This is a genomic window from Micromonospora sp. NPDC049801 (assembly GCF_040656575.1).
GTDB lineage: Bacteria > Actinomycetota > Actinomycetes > Mycobacteriales > Micromonosporaceae > Micromonospora.
Window position 1 is genome coordinate 194123 of the sequence record NZ_JBFAMS010000008.1, and the last position, 26289, is coordinate 220411.

The 26289-nt window shown below is 73.8% G+C and carries 20 protein-coding genes and 1 pseudogene; 16 read left to right on the forward strand and 5 right to left on the reverse strand.

Features of this window, described 5'->3' with window-relative positions:
* Positions 1-43: 43 nt before the first annotated feature.
* The 3 genes from AB0I89_RS17160 (at position 44) to AB0I89_RS17170 (ending at position 4555) form a co-directional block, all read left to right on the forward strand.
* Entirely contained in the window at positions 44-1927 is a 1884-nt protein-coding gene (locus AB0I89_RS17160) for an ABC transporter ATP-binding protein (protein WP_357127058.1), read from the forward strand.
* An 8-nt stretch (positions 1928-1935) separates the two neighbouring features.
* Positions 1936-3711 carry an ABC transporter ATP-binding protein gene (locus tag AB0I89_RS17165; RefSeq protein ID WP_357127336.1) on the forward strand — a complete coding sequence of 592 codons (1776 nt, stop codon included), beginning with the start codon at positions 1936-1938 and terminating at the stop codon, positions 3709-3711.
* A 94-nt stretch (positions 3712-3805) separates the two neighbouring features.
* Positions 3806-4555 carry a DUF2470 domain-containing protein gene (locus tag AB0I89_RS17170; RefSeq protein ID WP_357127061.1) on the forward strand — a complete coding sequence of 250 codons (750 nt, stop codon included), beginning with the start codon at positions 3806-3808 and terminating at the stop codon, positions 4553-4555.
* 12 nt (positions 4556-4567) lie between these two features.
* On the opposite strand, the gene AB0I89_RS17175 is transcribed toward AB0I89_RS17170, so the two are convergent.
* The 3 genes from AB0I89_RS17175 to AB0I89_RS17185 form a co-directional block, all read right to left on the reverse strand.
* Positions 4568-5164 carry a TetR family transcriptional regulator gene (locus AB0I89_RS17175; RefSeq protein ID WP_357127064.1) on the reverse strand — a complete coding sequence of 199 codons (597 nt, stop codon included), beginning with the start codon at positions 5162-5164 and terminating at the stop codon, positions 4568-4570.
* An 83-nt stretch (positions 5165-5247) separates the two neighbouring features.
* Complete coding sequence (locus AB0I89_RS17180) at positions 5248-6003, reverse strand: ABC transporter permease (protein ID WP_357127067.1); 756 nt, start codon at positions 6001-6003, stop codon at positions 5248-5250.
* Positions 6000-6740 (reverse strand): ABC transporter ATP-binding protein, encoded by a 741-nt coding sequence (locus tag AB0I89_RS17185; RefSeq protein WP_357127070.1) that lies wholly within the window; start codon positions 6738-6740, stop codon positions 6000-6002. Before AB0I89_RS17185 ends, AB0I89_RS17180 begins: the two co-directional genes overlap by 4 nt.
* A 556-nt stretch (positions 6741-7296) precedes the next feature.
* On the opposite strand from AB0I89_RS17185, the pseudogene AB0I89_RS17190 reads away from it, so the two are divergent.
* The 4 genes and pseudogenes from AB0I89_RS17190 to AB0I89_RS17205 form a co-directional block, all read left to right on the forward strand.
* Positions 7297-7620, forward strand: a pseudogene (locus AB0I89_RS17190) (phosphoribosyl-AMP cyclohydrolase); the annotation flags it as partial.
* Between the two features lie 180 nt (positions 7621-7800).
* Positions 7801-8232, forward strand: a complete 432-nt coding sequence (gene hisI / locus AB0I89_RS17195) for a phosphoribosyl-AMP cyclohydrolase (protein WP_357127339.1) — start codon at positions 7801-7803, stop codon at positions 8230-8232.
* A 46-nt stretch (positions 8233-8278) separates the two neighbouring features.
* Complete coding sequence (locus AB0I89_RS17200) at positions 8279-9832, forward strand: anthranilate synthase component I (protein ID WP_357127073.1); 1554 nt, start codon at positions 8279-8281, stop codon at positions 9830-9832.
* Positions 9829-10395, forward strand: coding sequence for a Trp biosynthesis-associated membrane protein (locus tag AB0I89_RS17205; protein ID WP_357127075.1), 567 nt, complete (start codon positions 9829-9831; stop codon positions 10393-10395). Before AB0I89_RS17200 ends, AB0I89_RS17205 begins: the two co-directional genes overlap by 4 nt.
* On the opposite strand, the gene AB0I89_RS17210 is transcribed toward AB0I89_RS17205, so the two are convergent.
* Positions 10396-10689, reverse strand: coding sequence for a hypothetical protein (locus AB0I89_RS17210; RefSeq protein ID WP_357127078.1), 294 nt, complete (start codon positions 10687-10689; stop codon positions 10396-10398). It lies immediately after the preceding gene.
* Positions 10690-11175: 486 nt separating this feature from the next.
* Between AB0I89_RS17210 and trpC the strand changes: the two genes are divergently transcribed.
* The 5 genes from trpC to AB0I89_RS17235 all read left to right on the forward strand — a co-directional run bounded on the left by trpC (position 11176) and on the right by AB0I89_RS17235 (position 16666).
* Positions 11176-11979: an indole-3-glycerol phosphate synthase TrpC gene (gene trpC / locus AB0I89_RS17215; RefSeq protein WP_039906616.1), complete on the forward strand. Its 804-nt coding sequence runs from the start codon at positions 11176-11178 to the stop codon at positions 11977-11979.
* Positions 11980-12016: 37 nt separating this feature from the next.
* Entirely contained in the window at positions 12017-13255 is a 1239-nt protein-coding gene (trpB, locus tag AB0I89_RS17220; RefSeq protein WP_357127081.1) for a tryptophan synthase subunit beta, read from the forward strand.
* Position 13256: 1 nt separating this feature from the next.
* Positions 13257-14060, forward strand: a complete 804-nt coding sequence (gene trpA / locus AB0I89_RS17225) for a tryptophan synthase subunit alpha (RefSeq protein WP_357127084.1) — start codon at positions 13257-13259, stop codon at positions 14058-14060.
* Positions 14061-14297: 237 nt separating this feature from the next.
* Positions 14298-15464, forward strand: coding sequence for a prolipoprotein diacylglyceryl transferase (gene lgt, locus AB0I89_RS17230; RefSeq protein WP_357127087.1), 1167 nt, complete (start codon positions 14298-14300; stop codon positions 15462-15464).
* Positions 15465-15478: 14 nt separating this feature from the next.
* Complete coding sequence (locus AB0I89_RS17235) at positions 15479-16666, forward strand: NAD(P)/FAD-dependent oxidoreductase (protein WP_357127090.1); 1188 nt, start codon at positions 15479-15481, stop codon at positions 16664-16666.
* Positions 16667-16709: 43 nt separating this feature from the next.
* On the opposite strand, the gene AB0I89_RS17240 is transcribed toward AB0I89_RS17235, so the two are convergent.
* A complete protein-coding gene (locus AB0I89_RS17240) occupies positions 16710-17546 on the reverse strand; it encodes a GNAT family N-acetyltransferase (RefSeq protein ID WP_357127342.1) in 837 nt (278 codons plus the stop codon).
* Between the two features lie 154 nt (positions 17547-17700).
* Between AB0I89_RS17240 and gltB the strand changes: the two genes are divergently transcribed.
* The 4 genes from gltB to AB0I89_RS17260 all read left to right on the forward strand — a co-directional run bounded on the left by gltB (position 17701) and on the right by AB0I89_RS17260 (position 26049).
* A complete protein-coding gene (gltB, locus tag AB0I89_RS17245) occupies positions 17701-22404 on the forward strand; it encodes a glutamate synthase large subunit (protein WP_357127094.1) in 4704 nt (1567 codons plus the stop codon).
* The gene (locus AB0I89_RS17250) at positions 22397-23917 is read left to right on the forward strand and encodes a glutamate synthase subunit beta (protein ID WP_357127097.1); all 1521 of its coding nucleotides are present in this window, start codon (positions 22397-22399) and stop codon (positions 23915-23917) included. The genes gltB and AB0I89_RS17250 overlap by 8 nt, the downstream gene beginning before the upstream one ends.
* A gap of 172 nt (positions 23918-24089) precedes the next feature.
* Entirely contained in the window at positions 24090-25475 is a 1386-nt protein-coding gene (locus tag AB0I89_RS17255; protein ID WP_357127100.1) for an MFS transporter, read from the forward strand.
* A 58-nt stretch (positions 25476-25533) separates the two neighbouring features.
* Positions 25534-26049 carry a hypothetical protein gene (locus AB0I89_RS17260; RefSeq protein ID WP_357127103.1) on the forward strand — a complete coding sequence of 172 codons (516 nt, stop codon included), beginning with the start codon at positions 25534-25536 and terminating at the stop codon, positions 26047-26049.
* The last annotated feature ends 240 nt before the right edge of the window (positions 26050-26289 follow it).

The window sequence follows — 26289 nt, forward strand, 5'->3', positions numbered from 1 at the left end:
GTAAGGATGAGGTAGATAATTGTGGCTTACGGCGGGGGAGAGCGTGGCGAGCAGGACAAGCCGGGACGTGCTCGGCAGAGGGCTGGGGGTGCTGCGGCAGGCGATCCGCGAGCAGCCACGGATCTTCACGGTCGCCGTGGTCGGCAGCGTGCTGTTCGGCTCGATGGTCATCGTGAGCGCGTACGTGGTGGGCGCGGTCGTCGGCGACGTGGTGGTGCCGGCGATCGCCCGGGGCGAGGTCGGCGTCGGCGCGCTGGTGCTGGCGGCGGTGGCCCTCTTCGGGATCAGCGTGCTGCGGGTGGTCGGCATCTTCGGCCGCCGGCTCGGCGCCGGTTACATGCAGTACCGGCTCCAGGCCGCCTACCGCCGTCGGGTCACCCGCCGCTACCTGGACCTGCCGCTGTCCTGGCACCACCGCAACGCCACCGGCACGCTGCTGTCCAACGCCAACTCCGACGTGGAGGCGGCCTGGTATCCGATCGCCCCGCTGCCCTTCGCGGTGGGCACGCTGGTGATGCTGGTCGGCGCGATCGTCTCGCTGTTCGCCACCGACTGGGCCCTGGCCCTGGTCGGCCTCGCGGTGTTCCCCGCGCTGTTCGCGCTCAACGTGGTCTACTCCCGCCGGATGGCGCCCCGCCAGGCCCGCGCGCAGCGGTTGCGCGCCGAGGTCAGCGGCATCGCGCACGAGAGCTTCGACGGCGCGCTGGTGGTCAAGACCATGGGCCGCGAGGCGCAGGAGACCGCCCGGTTCGCCGGCCGCGCCGGTGAGCTGCGCGACGCCCTCATCGCGGTCGGCCGGCTGCGGGGCGTCTTCGACCCGCTGCTGGAGACACTGCCCAGCCTCGGCACCCTGGCCGTCCTGGTGGTCGGGGCGTTCCGGCTGCGCCAGGGCGCGATCAGCGTCACCGAGCTGGTCAGCGTCGCCTTCCTCTTCACCGTGCTGGCCTTCCCGGTACGGGCCATCGGCTGGGTGCTCGCCGAGCTGCCGCGCAGCGTCGCGGGCTGGGACCGGGTGCGCCGGGTCCTCGACGCCACCGGCGAGATGCCGTACGGACAGCGGGTGCTCGACCCGGCCACCCCGGGCCCGGCCAGCCTCACCTTCACCGACGTGCACTTCTCCTATCCGCCCGCCGAGGCTCACCAGCCCGGCGCGCAGGTGCTCGGCGAGGTCGGCTTCACCGTCCCGGCGGGCCGCACGGTCGCCCTGGTCGGGCCGACCGGCGCGGGCAAGTCCACCATCGCCTCGTTGGCCGTACGCCTGGTCGACCCGGACTCGGGCACCGTCACCCTGGACGACGTGGACACGCGCGACCTGACCGCCGCGTCGCTGGCCGGCACGGTCGCGCTCGTGGCGCAGGTGCCGTTCGTCTTCGACGACACCGTACGGGCCAACATCGCCCTGGACCGGCCGGGCATCGACGACGAGGTCGTGTGGGCGGCACTGCGCCTGGCCGAGGCGGACGGTTTCGTCGCGGCGCTGCCCGACGGGCTGGACACGATGGTCGGCGAGCGGGGCACCTCGCTCTCCGGCGGGCAGCGGCAGCGGCTCACCCTGGCCCGCGCCCTCGCCGGGCGGCCACGCCTGCTGGTGCTCGACGACGCGACGAGCGCCGTGGACCCGCGCGTGGAGGCGGCCATCCTCGCCGGCCTGCGCTCCTCGGCCGGCGAGCCGGGGGTTCCCGCCGCGTCGATCCTCGTCGTGGCGTACCGCCGGGCCACCATCGCCCTCGCCGACGAGGTCATCTACGTCGAGCAGGGGCGGGTGATCGCGCGGGGCACGCACACCGAGCTGCTGGCCACCGTGCCCGGGTACGTGGACCTGGTCACCGCCTACGAGCAGGCGGAGGTCGACCGCGCGCAGGAGCGCGCGTACGACGACGAGGTGGCGCCGCTGCCGTCGGGCCTGGAGATCGAGGTGGACCATTGAGTACGACGGTGACGACCGACGAGCGCGACGAGCGGCCGGAGACGACCTGGCGGACGTTGCGGCGGGGGCTGGCCCTCTCGCCCGAGCTGCGGACCGGGCTGGCCGCCACCCTGGCCCTGGCGCTGGTCTACATGGTGGGCCGGGTGGCCGTTCCGGTGGCGGTGCAGCAGGGCATCGACCGCGGCATCGTCGGCGGCCTGAGGCTGGACGTCGTCTGGTGGGTGGTGGCGGTCACCGCGGCGATCCTCGTGGTCACCACGGCCTGCGGCTACCTGATGATGCGCCGGCTGTTCACGGTCAGCGAGACCGCGTTGGCGAACGTGCGGACGCGGGCGTTCCGGCACGTGCACGACCTGTCGATGCTGCACCAGCAGTCGGAGCGCCGCGGCTCGCTGGTCTCGCGGGTGACCAGCGACGTCGACCAGATCACCCAGTTCCTCCAGTGGGGCGGGGTGATCCTGCTGGTCAACCTGGGCCAGCTCGTGGTGACGACGGCCGTCATGCTGGCGTACTCCTGGCAGTTGACCCTGGTGGTGCTGGTGGCGTTCCTGCCGGCGGTGCTCGTCATCCGGCAGTTGCAGCGCCGACTCGGCGCGGCGTACGCGACGGTGCGCCAGCGCACCGGCGCGCTGCTGGGCGCGATCGGCGAGAGCGTCGTGGGCGCGCCGGTGATCCGGGCGTACGGCATCGCGGGGCGTACCGAGCGGCGGCTGGACGAGGCCATCGACGCGCAGCGCATGGCGCAGCAGCGGGCCATCCGGATCAGCATCGTGGGCAGCTCGGTCGGTGAGTTGGCGGCCGGGTTGGCGCTGGCCGGGGTGGTGGTGCTCGGGGTGACGCTGGGCGTGGACGGCACGCTGTCGATCGGTCAGCTGACCGCGTTCCTCTTCCTGGTGACGCTGTTCATCCAGCCGGTGCAGATCGCCACCGAGGTGCTCAACGAGGCGCAGAACGCGATCGCGGGCTGGCGCCGGGTGCTGGACGTGCTGGACGTCGCCCCGGACGTCGCGGATCCCGGGGAGCAGGGCCGGGACCTGCCGATCGGTCCGTTGGACATCCGGTTCTCGGGCGTACGGTTCGCCTATCCCGGCGGCCCGCCGGTGCTGCACGACATCGACCTGGAGATCCCGGCGAAGAGCCGGGTGGCGGTGGTCGGCGAGACGGGCAGCGGCAAGACGACCTTCGCGAAGCTGCTGACCCGACTGATGGATCCGTCGGCGGGGGCGGTGCTGCTGTCCGGGGTGCCGCTGGCGCAGGTGCGTTTCGACTCGCTGCGCGCCCGGGTGGTGATGGTCCCGCAGGACGGGTTCCTCTTCGACGCGACGGTGGGGGACAACGTGCGGTTCGCCCGGCCGGAGTTGACCGACGAGGAGCTGGGGGCCGCCTTTACGGAGTTGGGCCTGGCGGACTGGTTGGACGGTCTGCCCGCCGGCCTCAACACCCCGGTCGGGGAGCGCGGCGAGGCGCTGAGCGTGGGGGAGCGGCAGCTCGTCGCGCTGGCCCGCGCGTACGTGGCCGACCCCGACCTGCTGGTGCTGGACGAGGCGACCAGCGCGGTGGATCCGGCGACCGAGGTGCGCTTGCAGCGCACCCTGGACGCGGTCACGCGGGGGCGTACGACCCTCGCCATCGCGCACCGGCTCTCCACCGCCCAGGCCGCCGACGAGGTCATCGTGGTGGACCGGGGGCGCGTCGTGCAGCGGGGCCCGCACGACGAGTTGGTGCGCGACGCCGACTCGGTCTACGGGCTGCTGTACGCCTCCTGGCTGGAGCAGACCAGGTAACGGGTCGATGTCCATGGCATCGGCTGGTGGACGCGGTGGTGCTGGTGCTCTACGCTCCGGTTAGGTAAGGCTAACCTTTGAAGGAGGTTGCGCCATGCGGCCCAGCCCCGCCGAGATCGTCCGTACCCTCGTCGCCGGTCGCCTGCCCGGCCTCGTCCACCTGGCTCGCCGCCCGGGTCCGCACCACGCCCGGCACGTGACCGACCCCGACGGCCGCGTGTTGCTGCTGGTGCCGGTGGCCAGCCACCTGGGCGCCGCGCTACAGCCCGCCGCCGGGGTCGACGACGTCGCGGTGGTCCTGGACGTCCTCGACCTGCCGCCCGCGGCCGGCGCTCCCGGGCTCGGGCGGGCCTGGGTCTCCGGCTGGGCCGCCGAACTGCACGACGACGAGGCACGCCGCGCCGCGGTCGACTTCGCGGCCGTCGAGCCGACCGGCGACCTGCTCGACGTCGGCGCCCGGTTCCGGCTGTTCCGCTTCGAGGTGGCCGAGGTCCGCTGGGAGCGGGCCGGCGTCGTGCACCGGATCGACCCGGTGGAGTACGCCGAGGCGGAGCCGGATCCGGTGCACCCCTTCGAGGCCCTGCTGCTCGCCGACTTCGCCCAGCGCGAGCCCGCCGCCGTCACCGACTACCTGTGCCGGCAGCTCGGCCTGACCGAAGAGGCCCCGGACGGCCCGCCGCGCGTGGTGCGGGTCGACCGCTACGGGCTGGTGGTCGCTCTCGGACGCCCCGGCGCACGGCGGCGCGTCCGGCTGGCGTTCCCGTGCCCGCTCACCGGCCCCGACGAGCTGGGCCGGCTGCTCCCGCCGCTGCGCCGCCCCGCCGACGTGCACCCGCCCCGCTGACCGTGCCCGGCCCTAGATCGGCAGCGACCCGGTGAGGTACCGCTGGACGCTGGGGCCGATGGTGGCGACCAGGAGCTCCGGATCGGCCGACGCGACCGGCTCCAGCCGTACCACGTGTCGGATCATGGCGAGGCCGATGAGCTGGGTGGCGACCAGCGAGCCGCGCAGCGGGACCTCGGCCGGGTCGACGTCGAGCTGGTCGAGCACCCGGCGCAACACCTGCGTGGTGACGAACTCCCGCAGCAGCCGAGCGGTCCACTCGCTGCTGAGGACGGAGCGCACCAGCGCCACTCCGGCGCTGCCGGCCGGTGAGTCCCAGATGCCGATGAAGGCCCGTACCAGCCGCTCGCCGACGCCGTCCTGGTCACCGGCGAGCACCGCCGGCAGCAGCTCGGCGGGGTCCACGGGGAAGTTCATCGCGGCCCGGAAGAGCTGGTCCTTCGTGCCGAAGTAGTGGTGCACCAGAGCCGGGTCCACCCCGGCGGTGGCGGCGATGGCGCGGATCGGGGCGGCGTCGAAACCCCGTTCGGCGAACGTCGCCCGCGCCGCGTCGAGGATCGCCTCCCGGGTGTCCGGGTTGCCGGGTCGCCGGCCGGTACGCCGCGTCATCGCCGCCCCTCGTTCGTCCGCTGACGCCGCCGGTCTCCCGGCGGCGGGTGGCGACCCGCCCCGCGCGGGTCGCCGCCGGTCGGTCAGCCGGTGCGCCGACGCAGGGTCGCCGCCGCGAGCACCAGCGCCAACACCACCGCGCCGAACACCACGCCCACGTCCCGCCACATGGTCGCGGTCGGCTCGGCGTGGGCGCCGACCTCCTGCAACGCCTCGATGGCGTACGTCAGGGGCAGGGCGCCGCTGAGGCCCTGGAGCCAGCCGGCCATCTCGTCCCGGGCCACGAACAGCCCACACAGCAGGAGCTGCGGGATCACCACGACCGGGAGGAACTGTACTGCCTGGAACTCGGTGCGGGCGAAGGCGCTGCACAGCAGGCCGAGGGCGACCCCGAGCACCGCGTCGAGCACCGCGATCCCGATCACCAGACCGCTGCTGCCGAGAGTCCGCAGATCGAAGACCCAGTACGCCAGACCGGCCGCCAACGTGGCCTGCACGGCGGCGGCCAGCCCGAACGCGATGCCGTACCCGAAGAGCAGGTCGAGCTTGCCCAGCGGGGTGGTGAGCAGCCGCTCCAGGGTGCCGGACGTGCGCTCGCGCAGCATCGCGATGCTGGTCACGAGAAACATGATCACGAAGGGGAAGGTTCCCAGCATCACCAGCGCGACCCGGTCGAACACCGACGGCTGCCCCAGCGGTGTCGGCTTGTCGGCGTACATGTAGTAGACCAGCGTGAGCAGGACGGTCGGCACCACCACGAGCAGCGCGATCGTCCGCCGGTCGTGCCGGAGCTGGCGCAGGACGCGGCCGATGGTGGCCGCCAGGATCCGCACGTTCATGAGTTCTCCCGCCCGGCTGACGCCTTCGTCTCGCCGGCCCGGATCAGCCGCAGGAACGCCTCGTCGAGGTCGTCCACACCGGCGGCGGCCCGGATCGCGTCCGGGCTGTCGTCGGCGATCAGCCGGCCCTCGCGGATCAGCAGCAGCCGGTCGCAGCGGGCCGCCTCGTCCATCACGTGACTGGACACCAGCAGGGTGGTGCCGGCGGCGGCCATGGCGTGGAACCGGGCCCACAGGTCGGCCCGCAGCACCGGGTCCTGACCGACGGTCGGCTCGTCGAGGATGACCAGCTCCGGGTCGCCGACCAGGGCGCAGGCCAGGGAGGCCCGACTGCGCTGGCCGCCGGAGAGGGTGGCGACCAGCTGACCGGCCGCCTGGGCCAGCCCGACGGCGCTCACCGCCTCGTCCGCCTCGGCCCGCCCACGCCCGTACAGGGCCGCGAAGTAGCGGGCGTTCTCCCGCACGGTCAGGTCGGCGTAGACGCTCGGCGCCTGCGTGAGGTAGCCGACCCGGTGCCGCAGCGCCGGGGCCCCCGCCGGCTGGCCCAGCACGGTCACCGTCCCCGAGGTGACCACCTGCACGCCGACCACGGCGCGCATGAACGTGGTCTTGCCGCTGCCGCTGGGCCCCAGCAGACCGGTGACGGCGCCCCGCGGGACGGCGCAGGTGATGCCGTCCAGCACCCGCCGCCCGCCCCGATCGACCACCAGGTCGTGGACGCCTATCGCGTCGTCCATCGCGCACCTCCAAGAAACTCATCGCTCGTTGAATTCCAACGCTAGAGAGGAGTGTGCGGCCCGCGCAACGGCCGGCCTGTCCTCTGGTGCCCGCCCTCGCGCCCAGCGTGACAACGGGCAGTAGGCTTCGGACCGGACAGCAGGTCCGGCAACGGGCATTGCGTGCCGATCGGACGTACGGCACGATGACGCCGTGGGTCACGCTCCGTTACCGCACAGCGGATTTCTCGAGGACTGGGCCGCGCGGTTGCGGGACGCCGCCGAACGGCCGGTCGTCGGCATCCTGCTGCGCGGCAGTCACGCCCGGCGGGCGGCCACCGCGCACAGCGACGTCGACCTCGACGTGCTCGTCGGTGGCTCGCCGTACGCCGCCCGTCGCGCGTACCTGGCCGAAACCGCCGGTCGGGTCACCCACGTGTCGGTGGCGGCGCGGGACGTCCGCTCCTGGGTGCACCGGCTCGGCGAGCCGGCCGACTGGGCGTTCGGACTGCCGGTCACCGCGCCGGCCCGGCTGCTCTGGGCGGACCCGCACTGGCGGCCCCGGATCGACCTGCCGGTGCTCTGCCAGCCCGCCGAGCCGCCCCGGCTGGAGGAGCTGATCGCCCTGCTCGGCAAGGCCGCTGCCGCCCGCGCCGCCACCGACCGCCTCGGGGTCCGGCTCGCCGTGGCGGACCTGGCCCGGATCTGCCCGTCGGTGCTGCGCCCGGCGAACCCGTCGGTGCGGGTGTCGTCCCGCCGCGCGGCGTTCGCGGCGGCCCTGGAGCTGCCGGTCGCCCCGGCCGGCTACCGCGAGGACATGCTCCGCTGCCTCGGCCTGCGCCCGGGCGCCACCGGCCAGCTCTGGGCCGCCGCCGTGCGGCTGGTCGCCGGCACCGTGGCGCTGATCCGCCCGTACGCCGGGGAGATCGCCGAATCCTCCGGCACCGACCTGGCCGAGGCCCTGGTCGACGGCCGCCTCGACCGTTACGTGGCCCAGCTCGCGCGGCCCGTGGCCGACCGGCCGAACCCTCGGCGGGAGCCGTCGCCGGTGCCCACCCCACGTGCGGGACAATGGGCAACTGTGCCCGTACCTGACGCGCCGGTGACCGGCGTCCCCAGCGAACCGAGCGGCCCGGTGGCCTCGACGCCGGTCCGTCCGTCCCGGCTCGATCCGGCCATCGCGGCCCAGTTGCGCCGCAACGCCGACGGCCTGGTCGCCGCGGTGGTACGCGCGCACGACTCCGGCGAGGTGCTGATGGTCGCCTGGATGGACGACGAGGCGTTGCACCGCACCCTCACCACCGGCCGGGCCACCTACTGGTCGCGCAGCCGCCGCGAATACTGGGTCAAGGGCGCCACCTCCGGGCACCACCAGTACGTGCGCTCGGTGGCCCTGGACTGTGACGGCGACGCCCTGCTGGTCAGCGTCGACCAGGTCGGCGCGGCCTGCCACACCGGGCACCGGACGTGCTTCTTCACCGAGCTGCCGGTCACCGCGCCGGACGCCCGGTGAGCACGGTGCGGCGGAGCCCCGCCGGGACCGAGAGGCGGGCCGACGCATGACCGACGGCGCGGTGAGCCCCGACCTGGCCACCTTCACCGAACTGGCCGCCGGCTGGCGTGTCGTACCGGTCACCCGCCGGCTGCTGGCCGACGCCGAGACTCCGGTGGGGGTCTACCGCAAGCTCGCCGGCGGGCCCGGCACCTTCCTGCTCGAATCGGCCGAGCAGGGGGTCGGCTCGGCGGGCATGGCCTGGTCGCGGTACTCGTTCATCGGCGTCCGGAGCAGCGCCACCCTCGTCGAGCGCGACGGCGCGGCGACCTGGCTCGGGCAGCCCCCGGCCGGGCTGCCCACCGACGGCGACCCGGTGCGGGTGCTGCGGGACACCGTGGCGGCGCTCGCCGGGCCGCCGCCCGGCCCCGGCGACGGCCTGCCACCGCTGACCGGGGGCATGGTCGGCTACCTCGGGTACGACCTCGTCCGTCGCTTCGAGCGGCTGCCCGAGCTGACCGAGTCCGACCTCGGCGTGCCGGAGCTGGGCATGATGCTCGCGACCGACCTGGTGGTGCTCGACCACTACGACGGCTCCGCGATCCTGGTCGCCAACGCGGTACTGCCACCGCTGGACGCGACGGACCGCGCCGCGTACGTCACCGCCGCGTACCACCACGCGGTGGGTCGCCTCGACGCGATGACCACCGCGCTGTCCCGACCCATCCCGCCGATGATCTCGACGGTCGCGCGTCCACCGGCCGGCGAGGTCGTCTGTCGTACGCCCGAGGGGGGCTACGTCAAGGCCGTGGAGGCGGCCAAGGAGGCGATCCGGGCGGGCGAGTGCTTCCAGATCGTGCTGTCCCAGCGGTTCGAGCGGGCCACGCACGCCGACCCGCTGGACGTCTACCGGGTGCTGCGCACCAGCAACCCCAGCCCGTACATGTACCTGCTGCGCTTCGACGGGTTCGACATCGTCGGCTCGTCGCCGGAGGCGCACCTGAAGGTCACCGCCGGCGCGGACGGGCGGCGGCGGGTGCTGCTGCACCCGATCGCGGGCACCCGCCCGCGCGGCGGCACCCCGGCGGCCGACGCGGGCCTCGCCGCCGAGCTGCTCGCCGATCCCAAGGAGCGCGCCGAGCACGTCATGCTGGTCGACCTGGGCCGCAACGACCTGGGCCGGGTCTGCGAGCCGGGCAGCGTCCAGGTGCCCGAGTTCGCGACCATCGAGCGGTACAGCCACGTGATGCACATCGTCTCCACCGTGACCGGCACGCTGCGTGACGACCGTTCGGCGTTCGACGCGCTCGCCGCGACCTTCCCGGCCGGGACGCTCTCCGGCGCGCCCAAGGTGCGCGCCATGGAGATCATCGAGGAGTTGGAGCCGGTACGCCGTGGCGTCTACGGAGGGACGGTCGGCTACTTCGGCTTCGGCGGCGACCTGGACATGGCGATCGCCATCCGGACCGCGCTGATCCGTGACGGCCGCGCCTACGTGCAGGCCGGGGCCGGAGTGGTCGCCGACTCGGATCCGGCCGCCGAGGAGCAGGAGACCCGCGACAAGGCCGCCGCCGTGCTGGCCGCGATCGCCGCCGCCGAAACGCTGCGGGCGGCCCGATGAACGTGAAGGGTCGGCGCGAGCTGACGTACGCGATGCTGCTCTGTCTCGCCGGCGCGGGCCTGGCGCTGTGGATGGCGACCCGGGGCTGGTCGGTCGAGCTGACCGCGCGGCCGGCGCCGCTGCCGCCGGTGCGCGAGGCGCGCAGCGGGGCCGCCCTGCTGCCGTGGCTGCCGGCGCTGGCCGTGGTGGCGTTGGCCGGTGGCGGCGCGGTGCTGGCCACCCGGGGTCGGGTACGGCGGCTGCTGGGTGTGCTGCTCGGCGCGCTGGGCCTGGCGGTGTCGGCCGGCGCTGGTTACGGACTGGTCGCCGACCTCGACGGTGTGGTGAGTCGGCAGTGGCCGGCGCTCTGCCTGGTCGGCGGTCTGCTCGTCGCCGTGGGTGGTGGGTGGACGGCACTGCGCGGCGGCGGGTGGCCGGCGATGGGCGCCCGGTACGAACGGCCGACGCGGACCGTCACGGAGAGTAGGCCGAGCACGGCTGCCGCCCCGGGCCCGATGGCCGGTCGGCGGACCACCGAGGCGTGGGACGCGTTGGACCGGGGCGAGGACCCCACGGCCGGCTGATCAGCCGACCGGCTGACGGTCCCGCTCCCGGACGACCGGCTGACGGTCCCGCTGCGGGCGCGCGGCGGCGCGGGTGGCGGTCAGTTCGGCCACCAGGCGGTCCAGCTCGGCGCGTCGGTCGGCGCGGGCCCGGTCGGCGCAGACCGCCTCCCAGGCGTTACCGCGTGCCGTGCGCATCCGGCCCTCACCGACGACGGCCCGTTCCAGGGTGTGCACCACCCCGACGGCGAACGACGCCATGGTCCGCGAGATGGTGGTCAGTCCGATGCTGGAGTTCGACTCGGCAGTGTTCATGGCTCACTCCACACGAGGAGTCGGCGACGGTCGGGCAGGCGCGTCATCGAGTCTGCCCGAGGACGATGCTCACCGGCCGACGTTTCGTCCGGGTGACCACCCCGTCAACTGTCCCGCCGCGCCCGCGACCTGGGAGGGGCCGTTCGGCCTTGAGCTTGCTCACAACATCGACTGCTGTCGCTGTCATCGGGCGGCGATCGGCGGTGGGTGGCATGATCGATGGGTCGGCCCGGTTCAACCGGAGCCGCCGGGTTGTCGTCGTGTGACGGCGGTCGATACGGAGGTGGCGCTGCGTGACATCCCCTTCACGGCAAGTCGGCCATTATGCCGCAGGCCTTTTCGTGAGCAGCGCCATACCCCCGGCTCCCGGCCTCGGTCGGGTGCCCCTAGCATCGGCCCATGACACCCGGAGAGGGGAGTCCGTTGGTGACTGCTGAGCATGCGCACGCGGAGGGGGACGAGGCCGGTCAGGCGGCGTCCGTAAGCGTGCTCGACGAGATTCTGGCTGGCGTGCGCGAGGACGTCGCCCGTCGCCAGGAGCAGGTTCCGTTGGAACGGATCCGTGAACTGGCCGCGGCGGCGCCGCCGCCGCTGGACGCGTACGCCGCGCTGCGCAAGCCCGGTGTCGCGGTCATCGCCGAGGTCAAGCGCTCCTCGCCGTCCAAGGGCCGGCTGGCGGAGATCGCCGATCCGGCCGACCTCGCCGTCGACTACGCGGCGGGTGGCGCGCGGGCCATCAGCGTGCTGACCGAGGGGCGCTGGTTCGGCGGTTCGCTGGACGACCTCGCCGCCGTCCGGGCCGCCGTCACCGTGCCGGTGCTGCGCAAGGACTTCGTGGTCTCCAGCTACCAGGTGCACGAGGCGCGCGCACACGGCGCCGACCTGGTGCTGCTGATCGTGGCCGCCCTCGAGCAGAACGTGCTGATGGGCCTGCTGGAGCGGATCGAGTCGCTGGGCATGACCGCGCTCGTCGAGGTCCACGACGAGGAGGAGGCCGACCGGGCCCTGGAGGCCGGCGCGCAGGTGATCGGGGTCAACGCCCGTGACCTGCGTACCCTTCAGGTGGACCGCTCGGTGTTCGAGCGGATCGCGCCGGGCCTGCCGAGCAGCGTCGTCAAGATCGCCGAGTCCGGCGTTCGCGGGCCGCACGACCTGATCCGGTACGCCTCCGCCGGCGCCGACGCGGTCCTGGTCGGCGAAGGACTGGTCACCCAGAAGAGCCCACGCGAGGCGGTGGCCGAGTTGGTCAACGCCGGTAACCACCCGGCGACGCCCCGGCCGGTGCGCTGACCGCGCCGGTGTGCCGCCCCACCGAGAGGATTGTCCGATGAGCGCCGACGCGCTGGCCCCGGTGGCCGGTTCGCAGCCCGACTCCGCCGGCCACTTCGGCCGCTTCGGCGGTCGGTTCGTGCCCGAGGCCCTGGTGGCCGCGCTGGACGAGCTCGACGGGGCGTGGCGGACGGCGATCGCGGACGAGTCCTTCCGAGCCGAGTTCGGCGCGCTGCTGCGCGACTACGCCGGCACGCCGTCGCTGCTCTACGAGGCCCGCCGGTTCTCCGCGAAGGTCGGCGCCCGGGTGCTGCTCAAGCGCGAGGACCTCAACCACACCGGCGCGCACAAGATCCGCAACGTGCTCGGCCAGGCGCTGCTCACCAAGCGGATGGGCAAGACCCGGGTGATCGCCGAGACCGGGGCGGGCCAGCACGGCGTCGCCACCGCGACCGCCGCCGCCCTGTTCGACCTCGAGTGCGTGGTCTACATGGGCGAGGTCGACACCGAGCGGCAGGCGCTCAACGTGGCCCGGATGCGGATGCTCGGCGCCACCGTCGTACCGGTCACCACCGGTTCGCGCACCCTCAAGGACGCGATGAACGAGGCGATGCGCGACTGGGTGGCGAACGTCGACGGGACCCACTACCTGATCGGCACCGCCGCCGGGCCGCACCCGTTCCCGGCGATGGTGCGGGACTTCGTCCGGGGCATCGGTGACGAGGCCCGGCAGCAGTGCCTCGACCTGACCGGCGCGCTGCCGGACGCGGTCACCGCCTGCGTCGGCGGCGGCTCCAACGCGCTGGGCATCTTCCACGCCTTCGTTCCCGACGAGGACGTGCGGCTGTACGGCTTCGAGGCCGGCGGCGACGGGGTGACCACCAGTCGGCACGCGGCCAGCATCACCGGCGGGTCGGCGGGCGTGCTGCACGGTGCCCGCACGTACGTGTTGCAGGACGCCGACGGGCAGACGTTGGAGTCGCACTCGATCTCCGCCGGCCTGGACTACCCGGGCGTCGGGCCCGAGCACGCCTGGCTGCACGACACCGGCCGGGCCAGCTACCTGCCCGTGACCGACGAGGAGGCGATGGCCGCCTTCGAACTGCTCTGCCGCACCGAGGGCATCATTCCGGCGATCGAGAGCTCGCACGCGCTCGCCGGCACCGTGACGCTGGCCCCGAAGCTCGCCGCCGAGCTGGGCCGGGAGCCCACCATCGTGGTGAACCTCTCCGGCCGGGGCGACAAGGACGTGCACACCGCCGGGGACTACTTCGGCATCCTCGACAAGGAGCGCTGAGGTGAGTCGCATCGGGGTGGCCTTCGACAAGGCCCGGGCCGACGGGCGGGCCGTGCTGGTGGGCTGTATGCCGGCCGGGTTTCCGACCGTCGAGGGCAGCATCGCGGCCATGACGGCGATGGTCGAGGCCGGCGTCGACGTCATCGAGGTGGAGATCCCGTACTCCGATCCGGTGATGGACGGGCCGGTCATCCAGAAGGCCAGCGACATCGCGCTGGCCGGCGGGGTCCGTACGGCCGACACGATGCGCATCATCGAGGCCGTCGCGGCGACCGGCGCGCCGGTCGTCACGATGACCTACTGGAACCCCGTCGAGCGGTACGGCGTGGACGTGTTCGCCCGTGACCTGGCCGCCGCCGGTGGCACCGGCCTGATCACGCCGGACCTGATTCCCGACGAGGCGGCGGAGTGGCTGGCCGCCTCGGACGCCCACGGGCTGGACCGCACCTTCCTGGTGTCGCCGTCGTCCACCGACGCGCGGCTCGCGATGACCGTCGAGCACTGCCGGGGCTTCGTCTACGCCACGGCGGTGATGGGGGTGACCGGCGCGCGGGCGCGTACCTCCGACGCCGCTCCCACCCTGGTCTCGCGGGTGCGCGGGGCCACCGACCTGCCCGTCGGGGTCGGCCTGGGCGTGGGCACGGGCGCGCAGGCCAGCACCGTCGCCGGGTACGCCGACGGGGTGATCGTCGGCAGCGCGCTGGTGCGGTGCGTCCTGGACGCCTCGTCCGAGGCCGAAGGGCTGGCCGCGCTGCGTACCCTGAGCGCCGAACTCGCCGAGGGCGTCCGCAACCCGGCCCGCTGAGCGCCGCCGCGGGCCGACCCGGCCCGCGTCGCTCGCCGCTTCTGCGGCACGGGTGCGACAACTCTGATGCCTGTGCGTCATCTTGATGACGCACAGGCATCACGCTCGACCGGGTGCCGCCCGTCCGTCGCCCGGCCTCTCCGGCGGCTCCGGCACCGCGAACCAGACGTCATTCCGAGCGCGGTACGGCGGCCCGGGGTGCCGCTGCGGGGGTGCGCAGCGGTAGCGTGTGCACCCGTGACCATCGCCTCGCTATCTCCCCAGGCGGCCCTGCCCAGTCCCAGCACCGCCGTCTGGCAGCTCGGGCCGTTCCCGCTGCGGGCGTACGCGCTGTGCATCATCGCCGGCATCGTGCTGGCCTGCTGGGTGACCGAGCGTCGGCTGCGCCAGCGTGGCGTCGCGCCCGGGGCGGTGCTCGACATCGCCGTCTGGGCGGTGCCCGCCGGCATCATCGGCGCCCGGGTCTACCACGTGATCACCTCGCCGGAGAAGTACTTCGGCGCCGGCGGCGAGCCGCTGAAGGCGTTCTACATCTGGGAGGGCGGCCTCGGCATCTGGGGCGCGGTCGCGGGCGGCGCGGTCGGCGCCTGGATCGCGGCCCGCCAGCTCGGCATCCCGCTCGGCGTGGTGGCCGACGCGTTGGCCCCCGGGCTGCCGCTGGCCCAGGCGGTCGGCCGGCTGGGCAACTGGTTCAACAACGAGCTGTTCGGCGGCCGGACGACCCTTCCGTGGGGTCTGGAGATCCACCGGATGGACCCGGACAGCCCCGGGCACGCCCTGCGCGACGACGCCGGCCAGCCGATTCTCGAACCGGGCCTCTACCACCCGACGTTCCTCTACGAGTTGCTGTGGAACGTCGGGGTGGCCGGGCTGGTCCTCGTCCTGGACCGGCGGTTGAAGCTCGGGCGGGGCCGGGCGTTCGCGCTGTACGTCATGGGTTACACCGCCGGCCGGTTCTGGATCGAGCTGATGCGTACCGACGAGGCGAACCAGATCTTCGGCGTACGGCTCAACGTGTGGACCGCGGCCCTGGTCTTCCTCGGCGCGCTGGCCTACTTCGTGCGGGTTCGTGGCCCCCGGGAGTTCCTGATCCCGATCGGCGCGGCGGCCACCGCCACGCCGCCCACGACGTCCGACCTGTCGCAGGTCGACGTCTCCGCACGCGAGACCGGCGCACGCGCCGCCGCCCCCGAGGGTTACCGGGTGGTCAGCGAGGAGCAGTACGCCACCTGGCGGGACACCGGTGTGGCGCCACCGGAGCCGGCCGACGACGTGCTCCCGGAGGGCGCCGAGTCACCAGCCGACGGGGACGGCGCCGCCGAGTCGACGGACGGTACGCCCGAGGGGCGCGACGGGGCCCGGGCCGACGCCACCGGCGTACGCCCCGCCGACCGGGACAGCTGAGCGGGGGCGGCCCGATGCGAAGCGCGGTGGTGGTCGGCGCCGGGGTCGGGGGCCTCGCGGTCGCCGGCGCGCTGGCCCGGTCCGGGTGGCAGGTAACCCTGCTGGACCGTGCCGAGCGGGTTCGACCCGAGCCGACCGCCGTGGTGCTCTGGCCCAACGGTGTGCGCGCCCTGCAGGCCCTCGGCCTGGGCGCCGGTCTGGCCGCCATCGCCACACCGCTGCCCGATGGCGGGGTACGCCGTCCGGACGGGCACTGGCTCGTGCAGCCCCGGCCGACGCCGGCCGACCGGATGCCGGTGGTGGTGCACCGCGAGGACCTGCACGACGCCCTGATCGCCGGCCTCGGCGACCGGGTCGAGCTGCGAACCGGGGTGACCGTACGCCACGTCCGCGTCGATCCGGGCGAACGACCGGGTGTGAACGACGGACGGCACACCATCGAAGCCGACCTGGTGGTCGCGGCGGACGGCACGGACAGCGTCATCCGCCGCCAGCTGGCCCCCGAGTCCCGGGTGGTCAGCTCCGGCTGCGCCGCCTGGCGTGCCGTCATCCCCTGGTACCGGGCGCCCCGGCTGCCCGCCGACCAGCCGATCGGCGGCGAGGTGCTCGGCGCGGGCTACCGCTTCGTGGCCGCCTCGCTGGGCGAGCGGGGCTCCTCGGGTGGCTCCACGCGCGGTGGCATCTACTGGGTGGCCACGGCGGCCGGCGCTCCCCGCCCGGAGCCGCCGGAGACCCAGCTCGCTCTCCTGCGCCGCTGGTACGCCGGCTGGCCCGCGCCGATCGGCGCGCTGCTCGACGCCACCGACCCGAGCGACCTCGTCCAGCAGGAGGTGCGCGAGCTCCGCCCGCTGCCGCGCGCGTACGGCTTCGGGGTCGGGCCGGGCGGGGTGGTGCTGCTCGGCGACGCGGCGCACGCCATGCCGCCGCACCTCGGGCAGGGCGCCTGCCTCGCGTTCGAGGACGCCGCCACCCTCGCCTCCCTGCTGCGCGAGGCCCGGCTACCCGACGCCGTGCAGACGTACGACCGCGTGCGCCGTCCCCGGGCGGCGACCGTGGTCCGGCAGACCCGGCGGATGTCCGCGGTGCTGCAGACCCGGGGCCGGTTGGCGCTGCGTGCCCGTGACGCCGCGCTCGGCACGATCAACTCGCGGCTGCTCTCCAGCGCCGCCGCCTCCGCGGCCCAGTGGCGTCCGCCGGCCTGACCGACTCGCGCTGGCCCGGCCGGCTTGGCGCCGGCCGGGCGGCTCAGGGAATCAGGGCGGCGGGTTCGGCGATGCAGGCGGTGCCGATGCGGCGGAAGCCGACCCGCAGGTAGACCCGGGCGATCTCCTCGCTGCCGGCGGAGAGGAAGACGAGCCCGGTCCCGGCGGCGAGCAGTTCCCGGGCGAGGGTGGCGGTCAGCGCGGCGCCCATTCCGCGTCGGCGGGCGGCCGGCAGGGTGGCCACTCCGGCGATCTCGGCGACATCATCCACGCGCATCGCCATGCCGCTGGCCAGCGCACCCTCGGTCGGCGTGCCGGCCAGCGCGGAGATCCGTCGACCGTCGGCGATGCGGGTCCGCTCCTCGTCGAGCGCGGCCACCTCCAGCTCGGTGACGGCCGCGTCCCGCTCGGCCGGTCCGGCCTCGCCGGGCGCGGTGCCGGGGACGCCGAACGCCACGGCCGCCACGGCCCGCCGGGCGGCCACGTCCGCGGCGAAGTCGGGTGAGTCCGCCGCCAGCACCCGCACGGGTACGTCGGAGAGCGTCGCCGGGTCGGGCAGGGCGGCCGGGTCGAGGACCATCAGCGGGGCCTCCAGCACGGACAGCCCGGCCGAGCGGGCCACCGCGAGCAGCTCCGGCGTCGTCTCGTGCACCCACTCGAACGCCTCCGGCAGGCCCAGCTCGCGCTGGCGTTCCCGTACCGAGGTCACGTCGGCCAGCGACGGCGGCTCGGTGGCGTCGATCCGGGGGCGGGCGTAGAACGGCCAGCCGGCACCCTCGCGGACGAACAGCGCCAACCCGCCGTGCTCCTCGACACCGGCGACGTCGCGGGGCACCGCGTCGTAGAAACGTTCCAACTGGTCGAAGATGTCTTTGTGCACCGAATCCACCGCGCGAGACTACACGTCCCAGACTCTGGACGGTGTGATCAATCTTGAGTGGCCTTGTCCCCCCAGCCCTAACGTAGACTCAATAGACCCACGGGCCGACGTCGTCCCCACCCATGATCCAACCTGAGTGACGACAGGAGGCCCGGTGGCTCAGCCGTACGCGGATTCGACACAGCCGCACCCGCACAGCCCGCAGGCGTCCCCGACGCCCGGCCCCCGCCCCGAGGCCCAGGGCCTCTACGACCCGGCGCAGGAGCACGACGCCTGTGGGGTCGCCTTCGTGGCGGACCTGTACGGCCGACGGTCCCATTCCGTCGTCGCCAACGGGCTCGGCGCGCTCTGCCGCCTGGACCACCGGGGTGCCCGGGGCGCGGAGCCCAACACCGGCGACGGCGCCGGCATCATGATCCAGGTACCGGACGCGTTCCTGCGCGCCGTCGCCGGCATTCCGCTGCCGCCGGCCGGCGAGTACGCCACCGGCCTGGTCTTCCTGCCCGACGACGACGCCGCCGAGGCGCGCGCCCGTCGGGTGGTCGAGAAGTACGCGCTGGTCGAGGGCGCGGACCTGCTCGGCTGGCGGGACGTGCCGATCGCGCCGGACGGGCTCGGCGACACCGCCCTGGCGGCCATGCCCCGGGTCCGCCAGGTCTTCGTGGCCGCGCACCGCCTCACCGACTCGCCCGCCGGACCGGCCGGCTCCCCGCTGCGCGGCATCGAGCTGGACCGGGTGGCGTTCTGCCTTCGTAAGCAGGCCGAGCGGGAGACCGCCGAGCGGGGCGTGCCGGCGTACTTCCCGTCGCTGTCCAGCCGCACGATGGTTTACAAGGGCATGCTCACGCCCGACCAGCTGCCGGCGTTCTACCCGGACCTGCGCGACGAGCGGGTCGACAGCGCGATCGCGCTGGTGCACTCCCGCTTCTCCACGAACACGTTCCCCTCGTGGCCGCTGGCGCACCCGTACCGGTTCATCGCCCACAACGGCGAGATCAACACGATCCGCGGCAACCGGAACTGGATGCAGGCCCGCGAGGCGCTGCTGCGCTCGCCGAACGTGCCGGGCAACATCCGGCGTGTCTTCCCGGTCTGCACCCCCGCCGCCTCGGACTCGGCGAACTTCGACGAGGTGCTGGAGCTGCTGCACCTGGCCGGTCGGAGCCTGCCGCACGCGGTGCTCATGATGATCCCGGAGGCGTGGGAGAACGACCCCGGCATGCAGCCGGACAAGCGGGCGTTCTACCGCTTCCACGCGAGCCTCATGGAGCCGTGGGACGGGCCGGCGTCGGTCGCCTTCACCGACGGCGAGATCGTCGGCGCGGTGCTGGACCGCAACGGGCTGCGCCCGGGGCGCTGGTGGCAGACCGACGACGGTCTCGTGGTGCTGGGCTCCGAGGCGGGCGTGCTCGACCTCGACCCCGCCCACGTGGTGGCCAAGGGCCGGCTCCAGCCGGGCCGGATGTTCCTGGTCGACACCGTGGCCGGCCGGATCGTGCACGACGACGAGATCAAGTCCGAGTTGGCCGCCGCCGAGCCGTACGCCGAGTGGCTGCACGCCGGGCTGATCGAGCTGGACGACCTGCCGGCCCGCGAGCACACCGTCTACACCCACGACTCGGTGCGTCGCCGTCAGCAGACCTTCGGCTACACCCAGGAGGAGCTGAAGGTCCTGCTCGCGCCCATGGCGCGGACCGGCGCGGAGCCGCTGGGCTCGATGGGCACGGACACCCCGATCGCGCCGCTGTCGACGCGGCCGCGACTGCTCTACGACTACTTCCACCAGCTCTTCGCACAGGTCACCAACCCGCCGCTGGACGCCATCCGCGAGGAGCTGGTGACCAGCCTGGCGTCGACGATCGGGCCGGAGGGCAACCTGCTCGACCCGACCGCGGCGAGCTGCCGGCAGATCGTGCTGCCGCACCCGATCATCGACAACGACGAGCTGGCGAAGATCCTCTCCATCGACGAGGACGGTGACCTGCCCGGCTTCAAGGCCGTTCGGGTGTCCGGCCTGTACCGCCTGCGCGACGGCGCGGCCGGGATCAAGGCGCGACTGATCGAGATCTGCCGGCACGTCTCCGAGGCCATCGAGGACGGCGTGCGCATCCTGGTGCTCTCCGACCGGGACTCCAACGCCGATCTCGCGCCGATCCCGTCGCTGTTGCTCACCGCCGCCGTGCACCAGCACCTGGTCCGCGAGCAGACGCGTACGCAGGCGGCGCTGATCGTGGAGTCCGGCGACTGCCGCGAGGTGCACCACGCGGCGGTCCTGATCGGGTACGGCGCGGCGGCGGTCAACCCGTACCTGGCGTTCGAGTCCGTGGAGGACATGATCACCACTGGTGCGCTCGCCGGGGTCGAGCCGGCCGCAGCGGTGCGCAACTACGCCAAGGCGCTCGGCAAGGGCGTCCTCAAGATCATGTCCAAGATGGGCATCTCGACGGTCTCGTCGTACTGCGGCGCGCAGGTCTTCGAGGCGGTCGGCCTGGACAGCCGGCTCATCGACAGGTACTTCCGGGGCACCCCGAGCCGGATCGGCGGCGTCGGGCTGGCCGGTGTGCACGCCGAGGTGGCCGCCCGGCACGCGCTGGCCTGGCCGCCGGCGGGCACCGCCGACTCGGACCGGCTGGAGGTCGGTGGCGAGTACCAGTGGCGTCGCGAGGGTGAGCTGCACCTGTTCAACCCGGAGACGGTCTTCCTGCTGCAACACGCCACCCGCAGCCGGCAGTACGACGTCTTCCGCCAGTACACGTCCAAGGTGGACGGGCTCGCCGCGCAGGCCGGCTCGCTGCGGGGCCTGTTCACCCTGCGCACCGGGGTCCGTCCGGCAGTGCCGATCGAGGAGGTCGAGCCGGCCACCGAGATCGTCAAGCGGTTCGCCACCGGTGCCATGTCGTACGGCTCGATCTCGGCCGAGGCGCACGAGACGCTCGCCATCGCGATGAACCGCCTCGGCGGCAAGTCCAACACCGGTGAGGGCGGCGAGGACGTCGATCGGCTGCACGACCCGCTGCGCCGCTCCTCGGTCAAGCAGATCGCCAGCGGCCGGTTCGGCGTGACCAGCGAATACCTCGTCAACGCCGACGACCTCCAGATCAAGATGGCCCAGGGCGCGAAGCCCGGCGAGGGCGGCCAGCTCCCCGGCAACAAGGTCTGGCCGTGGATCGCCCGTACCCGGCACGCCACCCCCGGCGTCGGCCTCATCTCGCCGCCGCCGCACCACGACATCTACTCGATCGAGGACCTGGCGCAGCTCGTGCACGACCTGAAGTGCGTCAACCCGGCGGCCCGGGTGCACGTCAAGCTGGTCAGCGAGGTGGGCGTCGGCACCGTCGCCGCAGGTGTGGCCAAGCTCAAGGCCGACGTCATCCTGATCTCCGGTCACGACGGTGGCACGGGCGCGTCCCCGATGAACTCGCTCAAGCACGCCGGCACCCCGTGGGAGCTTGGCCTGGCCGAGGCGCAGCAGACGCTGCTGCTCAACAAGCTGCGTGACCGGGTCACCGTGCAGGTCGACGGCCAACTCAAGACCGGCCGGGACGTCCTGGTCGCGGCGCTGCTCGGGGCCGAGGAGTTCGGCTTCGCGACCGCGCCGCTGATCGTCTCGGGCTGCGTGATGATGCGGGTCTGCCACCTGGACACCTGTCCGGTCGGCATCGCCACCCAGAACCCGGTGCTGCGCGAGCGGTACACGGGCACCCCGGAGTTTGTCGAGAACTTCTTCCTGTTCCTCGCCGAGGAGGTCCGGGGATATTTGGCCGAGCTGGGCCTGCGGTCCATCGAGGAGGCGATCGGGCAGAGCGAGCTGCTCGACGTGGCCCCGGCGCTGTCGCACTGGAAGGCCCACGGTCTCGACCTGGCTCCCGTCCTGCACCTGCCGGAGCTGCCCGCCGGCACCGTCCGACGCGGGGTCCGCGCCCAGGACCACGGCCTGGAGCATGCCCTGGACAACGAGCTGATCGCGCTGGCCGCCCCGGCGTTCGCCGAGGGCGCGCCGGTGCGGGTCGAGGTGGCGGTGCGCAACGAGCACCGCAGCGTCGGCGCGATGCTCGGCGGCGAGGTGACCCGCCGCTTCGGCGGCGACGGCCTGCCCGAGGACACCATCGAGTTCGTGCTGCACGGCACCGCCGGCCAGTCGTTCGGCGCCTTCCTGCCGAGGGGCGTCACCCTGCGGCTGCACGGCGACGCCAACGACTACGTGGGCAAGGGCCTCTCCGGCGGACGCATCGTCGTCCGTCCGGACGCCGCCGCGCCGTTCCTCGACCCCGACGCCGAGCCGGGGCAGCGCGCGGAGGACCAGATCATCGCCGGCAACACCATCCTGTACGGCGCGACGGCGGGCGAGGTCTTCCTGCGCGGCCGGGTGGGGGAGCGGTTCGCGGTGCGCAACTCCGGCGCGGTCGCCGTCGTCGAGGGCGTCGGCGACCACGGCTGTGAGTACATGACCGGCGGCACCGTGGTGGTGCTCGGCGCGACCGGCCGCAACTTCGCCGCCGGCATGTCGGGCGGAACCGCGTTCGTGCACCGGTTGGACCGGTCCCGGGTCAACGCGGAGCTGGTCGACCTGGCGCCGCTGAGCGAGCAGGAGCAGACGCTGCTGCACGAGCTGATCCAGCGGCACGTCGCCGAGACCGGTTCGGCGGTCGCCGAGGAGTTGCTCAAGCGCTGGCCGGAGGCGGTGGCCGAGTTCACCGCCGTGGTGCCCCGCGACTACCGCCGGGTGCTGGAGATCATGAAGGCCGCCGAAGCCGCCGGCCACGACGTCGACGACGCGGTGATGAGCGCGCTCAGCGCGCCGGCCGCGTCCGTGCCGCCCGCGCCGCGGGCGGCCACCCCGGAGGTGGCCCGTGCCTGACCCGAACGGTTTCCTGCGTTACGACCGGCGTCTGCCGGCCCGCCGTCCGGTGCCGGTGCGGATCAGCGACTGGCGGGAGGTCTACCCGCCGGCCGGTGAGGAGCTGGTCCGCGAGCAGGCCACCCGGTGCATGGACTGCGGCATCCCGTTCTGCCACGACGGCTGCCCGCTGGGCAACCGCATCCCAGACTGGAACGACCTGGTGCGGACCGGCAACTGGGACGCCGCCGTCGAGTCGCTGCACGCCACCAACAACTTTCCGGAGTTCACCGGGCGGCTCTGCCCGGCGCCCTGCGAGGCGGCGTGCGTACTCGGCATCGCCGGCGGCCAACCGGTGACGATCAAGCAGGTCGAGGTGGAGATCGCCGACGCGGCGGCCGCCCGCGGGTTCACCCCGCGCCCGATCCCGACGCCGTCGGGCCGGTCGGTGGCCGTGGTCGGCTCCGGGCCCGCCGGGCTCGCCGCCGCCCAGCAGCTCGCCCGCGCCGGTCACGCCGTGACGGTGTACGAGCGCGACGACGCGATCGGTGGCCTGCTCCGGTACGGCATCCCCGACTTCAAGTTGGAGAAGCGGCACATCGACGCCCGGTTGGCCCAGCTCACCGCCGAGGGGGTGCGTTTCCGCACCGGCGTGCACGTCGGCGTCGACGTTACCGCCGAGCAGTTGCGCGCCGAGCACGACGCGGTGCTGCTGGCCTGTGGGGCGTTGCAGGGCCGGGACACGCCGGAGACGCCGGGGCGGGCGCTTCGGGGCGTACACCAGGCGATGGCGCACCTGGTCGCGGCGAACCGGGCGGTCGCGACCGCGACCACCGAGGAGGCCGCCGAGCGTCGGTTGGCGCAGGCGGTGCTGCCGGACGGCACCCCGATCGACGCGGCCGGCAAGCACGTGGTGATCCTCGGTGGCGGTGACACGGCGGCGGACTGCCTCGGCGTCGCGCACCGGCAGGGCGCCGCCGGTGTGCACCAGCTCGACCTGTACCCGCAGCCGCCGACCGAGCGCGACGAGGCCCGGGATCCGTGGCCGACCTGGCCGTGGCTGCTGCGCAACTACCCGGCGCACGAGGAGGGCGGAGAGCGGGTCTTCGCCGTGGCGGTGCAGGAGTTCGTGGACGACGGAACCGGTCAGGTGCGTGCGGTACGGATCGCCGAGGTGACGGTCGAGAAGGTGGACGGCCGGCGGGTGCTGACCGTGGTGCCGGGGTCCGAGCGGGAGTTGCCCGCCGACCTGGTGCTGCTGGCGATCGGGTTCGAGGGCACCGAGCAGCAGCCGCTGTTGGAGCAGTTCGGGGTGGCCCGCAACGCCCGGGGCGCCGTCGACGCCCGGGACGACTGGCAGACCGACGCGGACGGCGTGTTCGTGGCCGGGGACATGCACCGGGGCGCTTCGCTGATCGTGTGGGCCATCGCCGAGGGGCGCGCGGTTGCCGCCGCGATCCACGGCTACCTCGGTGGTGTCGGCGCGCTGCCCGCCCCGGTCGGGCCGGCCGCGCAGCCACTGGCCGCCCGTTGAGCTGAGGGGGGTCCGGTCGGCGCGACGGCGAGTCGCCGTGCCGACCGGACATTCCCCGAGGTGAGACCCTTCACAAATCTGGGCAAAAAGGTTTAGGCCGGCAAGACTTGTCGACTGCCGAACCGCGCCGCGATCGGCTCGCTGTTCTGTCGTCGATCGCTGGAGGTTCGTCGTGGCCACGGGTGCCACCTTCGCCGCGCTGCGCCACCGTAACTACCGGATCTGGGCGCTCGCCGGTTTCGTCTCCGTCATCGGAACCTGGATGCAGGTGCTCGGAGTCAACTGGTACGTGCTGAAGGAGACCGGCTCGGCGACCTCGATGGGCATTGCCGTGCTGCTCCAGGCGGCCCCCACGCTGCTGTTGAGCGTCTGGGGCGGTGTGCTGGCCGATCGTCTCCCCGCCCGTCCACTGTTGATCACCGCCCAGGTGGCCCACGCCGCGTTCGCCGCGGGCCTCGCGGCGGTCGCCCTGACCGGGGTCGGCGGCCTCCCGCTGATCTTCGCGATCTCCCTGGCCAGCGGCGCTGTCTCGGCGATCGAGGGGCCGGTCATGGGCCGCTGGTCCTCGACCCTGGTGGACCGCGAGACGCTGGGCAACGCGTTGGCGCTCGGGTCGCTCACCAACTCCGCCGGACGCATCCTCGGCATGAGCCTCGGGGCCGTCGGCGTCGCCGTCGTCGGCCCGGCGCTGCTCTTCGGCATCAACGCGGCGAGCTTCGCCGCCGTGGTGGTGGCGCTGTTCGCCGTACGGCCGGGGGTCGTGGCCGGCGCGGAGGCTCCCGGTGGCCCGACCCGCCACGGTGTCCGCGCCGGGTTCTCCTACCTGCGCGGACAACCGGTCCTGCTGCTCGCGCTCGCCCTGTCGTTCGTGCTGGGCAGCCTCGGTCGCAACTACCAGGTGACGATGGCGGCGATGAGCGACGGACCGCTGGCCGCCGGCGCTTCCGGCTATGGCCTGCTGTCCACGGTGTTCGCGGTCGGGACGGTGGTGGGCGCGCTCGCCGCCGCGCGCAGGCGGTCGCTGAGCTACGGGACCCTGGTCGGCGCCGGCCTGCTGGCCAGCGGTCTGCAGATCGTCGCGGGTCTCGTCCCGGGCGTCTGGAGCTTCGCCGCGGTGATCCTCCCGATCGCCGCCGCCGCGGTCGTCATCGACACCACCGTCGGCACCCGTGCCCAACTCGACACCGATGGCGCGATGCGCGGCCGGGTGCTCGCCGCGCTCGCGGTCACCGGCTCGATCTCGGCCGCGGTCGGCGCCCCGCTGCTGGGCTGGCTGGCCGAGCATGCCGGGCCACGGCAGACGCTCGTCCTGGCCGGCTCGGTCGCCGCGATCGCCACCACGGCGGCGGCGGTCGCCCTGGACCGGCAACACGGCCGCGCCGCGCCCCTCACGCTGGTCGTCCCACGGCCGCGCCATCCGGTACGTCGAGCGGCGTGGCGGGCGGCCCGCGTCGTACGGCCCGCCGGCGCGGTGTGCGTCGTCGCCACCGGTGGCACCGCCACGCGTCCGCTCCGACTGGGCGAGCTGGCCCTCGCGGGCGAGACCGCGCGGCACTGAGACAGCGGTCACCGATTCCGGGACCGGGCGACACGAAGATCATCGTTACGCTGCGATCATGGACAACGCGGAGCGGTTGCGGCGTACCCGCCGGTGGCTGTGGATCGTGCTGATCGGCCTCTTCCTGAGCGGGGCCACCGCGTTTCCACTGGAGATCGAGGTGCGCTGGCTGCTGCGTGCGCTGGACCCGCTCGCCGGCCAGTTCCCGGCGCTCGTCGACTGGATCGAACGGGTCCACAGCGGTCTGGTGACGGCGGACCGGGACTACCCGTTCCTGCTCTACGGCACCGACTGGCTGGCCTTCGCCCACCTGGTGCTGGCGGTCGCGTTCTGGGGGCCGCTGCGTGACCCGGTGCGCAACGTGTGGGTGGTCCAGGTCGGCATGATCGCCTGCGTGGGCATCGTCCCGTTGGCGCTGATCTGCGGCCCGATCCGGGACATCCCGTGGTTCTGGACGCTCGTCGACCTGTCCTTCGCGGTCGGGGCGTTCCCGCCGCTCTGGTTCGCCTACCGGCACATCCGCGCCGTCGAGGCGAATCGTGTCGAAGCGACAGGCCTGCCAGCGACCGTGTGATCGGTCGCGCACGGACGCCGCCGGGCGGGTGAGCACTACCTGTGCGGTGCCTGTCGAGCTGCCCCGAATGTGGGGCAATGGCCGGGACGGCTGCTCTCCGCACGGCGGTCGCGCTGTGCCCGCGCTCGTGCCCGCGCCTGTGCCCGTGCGGTGCCTGTCGAGCTGCCCCGAATGTGGGGCAATGGCCGGGACGGCTGCTCTCCGCACGGCGGTCGCGCTGTGCCCGCGCTCGTGCCCGCG

Excerpts from the sequence above, each read along its gene's own strand:
- AB0I89_RS17180 (WP_357127067.1), bottom strand. The coding sequence starts at position 6,003 with ATGAACGTGCGGATCCTGGCGGCCACCATCGGCCGCGTCCTGCGCCAG.
- AB0I89_RS17260 (WP_357127103.1), top strand. The coding sequence starts at position 25,534 with ATGGACAACGCGGAGCGGTTGCGGCGTACCCGCCGGTGGCTGTGGATC.
- AB0I89_RS17205 (WP_357127075.1), top strand. The coding sequence starts at position 9,829 with ATGAACGTGAAGGGTCGGCGCGAGCTGACGTACGCGATGCTGCTCTGT.
- AB0I89_RS17235 (WP_357127090.1), top strand. The coding sequence starts at position 15,479 with ATGCGAAGCGCGGTGGTGGTCGGCGCCGGGGTCGGGGGCCTCGCGGTC.
- AB0I89_RS17200 (WP_357127073.1), top strand. The coding sequence starts at position 8,279 with ATGACCGACGGCGCGGTGAGCCCCGACCTGGCCACCTTCACCGAACTG.
- AB0I89_RS17210 (WP_357127078.1), bottom strand. The coding sequence starts at position 10,689 with ATGAACACTGCCGAGTCGAACTCCAGCATCGGACTGACCACCATCTCG.
- AB0I89_RS17175 (WP_357127064.1), bottom strand. The coding sequence starts at position 5,164 with ATGACGCGGCGTACCGGCCGGCGACCCGGCAACCCGGACACCCGGGAG.
- trpB (WP_357127081.1), top strand. The coding sequence starts at position 12,017 with ATGAGCGCCGACGCGCTGGCCCCGGTGGCCGGTTCGCAGCCCGACTCC.
- AB0I89_RS17170 (WP_357127061.1), top strand. The coding sequence starts at position 3,806 with ATGCGGCCCAGCCCCGCCGAGATCGTCCGTACCCTCGTCGCCGGTCGC.
- AB0I89_RS17185 (WP_357127070.1), bottom strand. The coding sequence starts at position 6,740 with ATGGACGACGCGATAGGCGTCCACGACCTGGTGGTCGATCGGGGCGGG.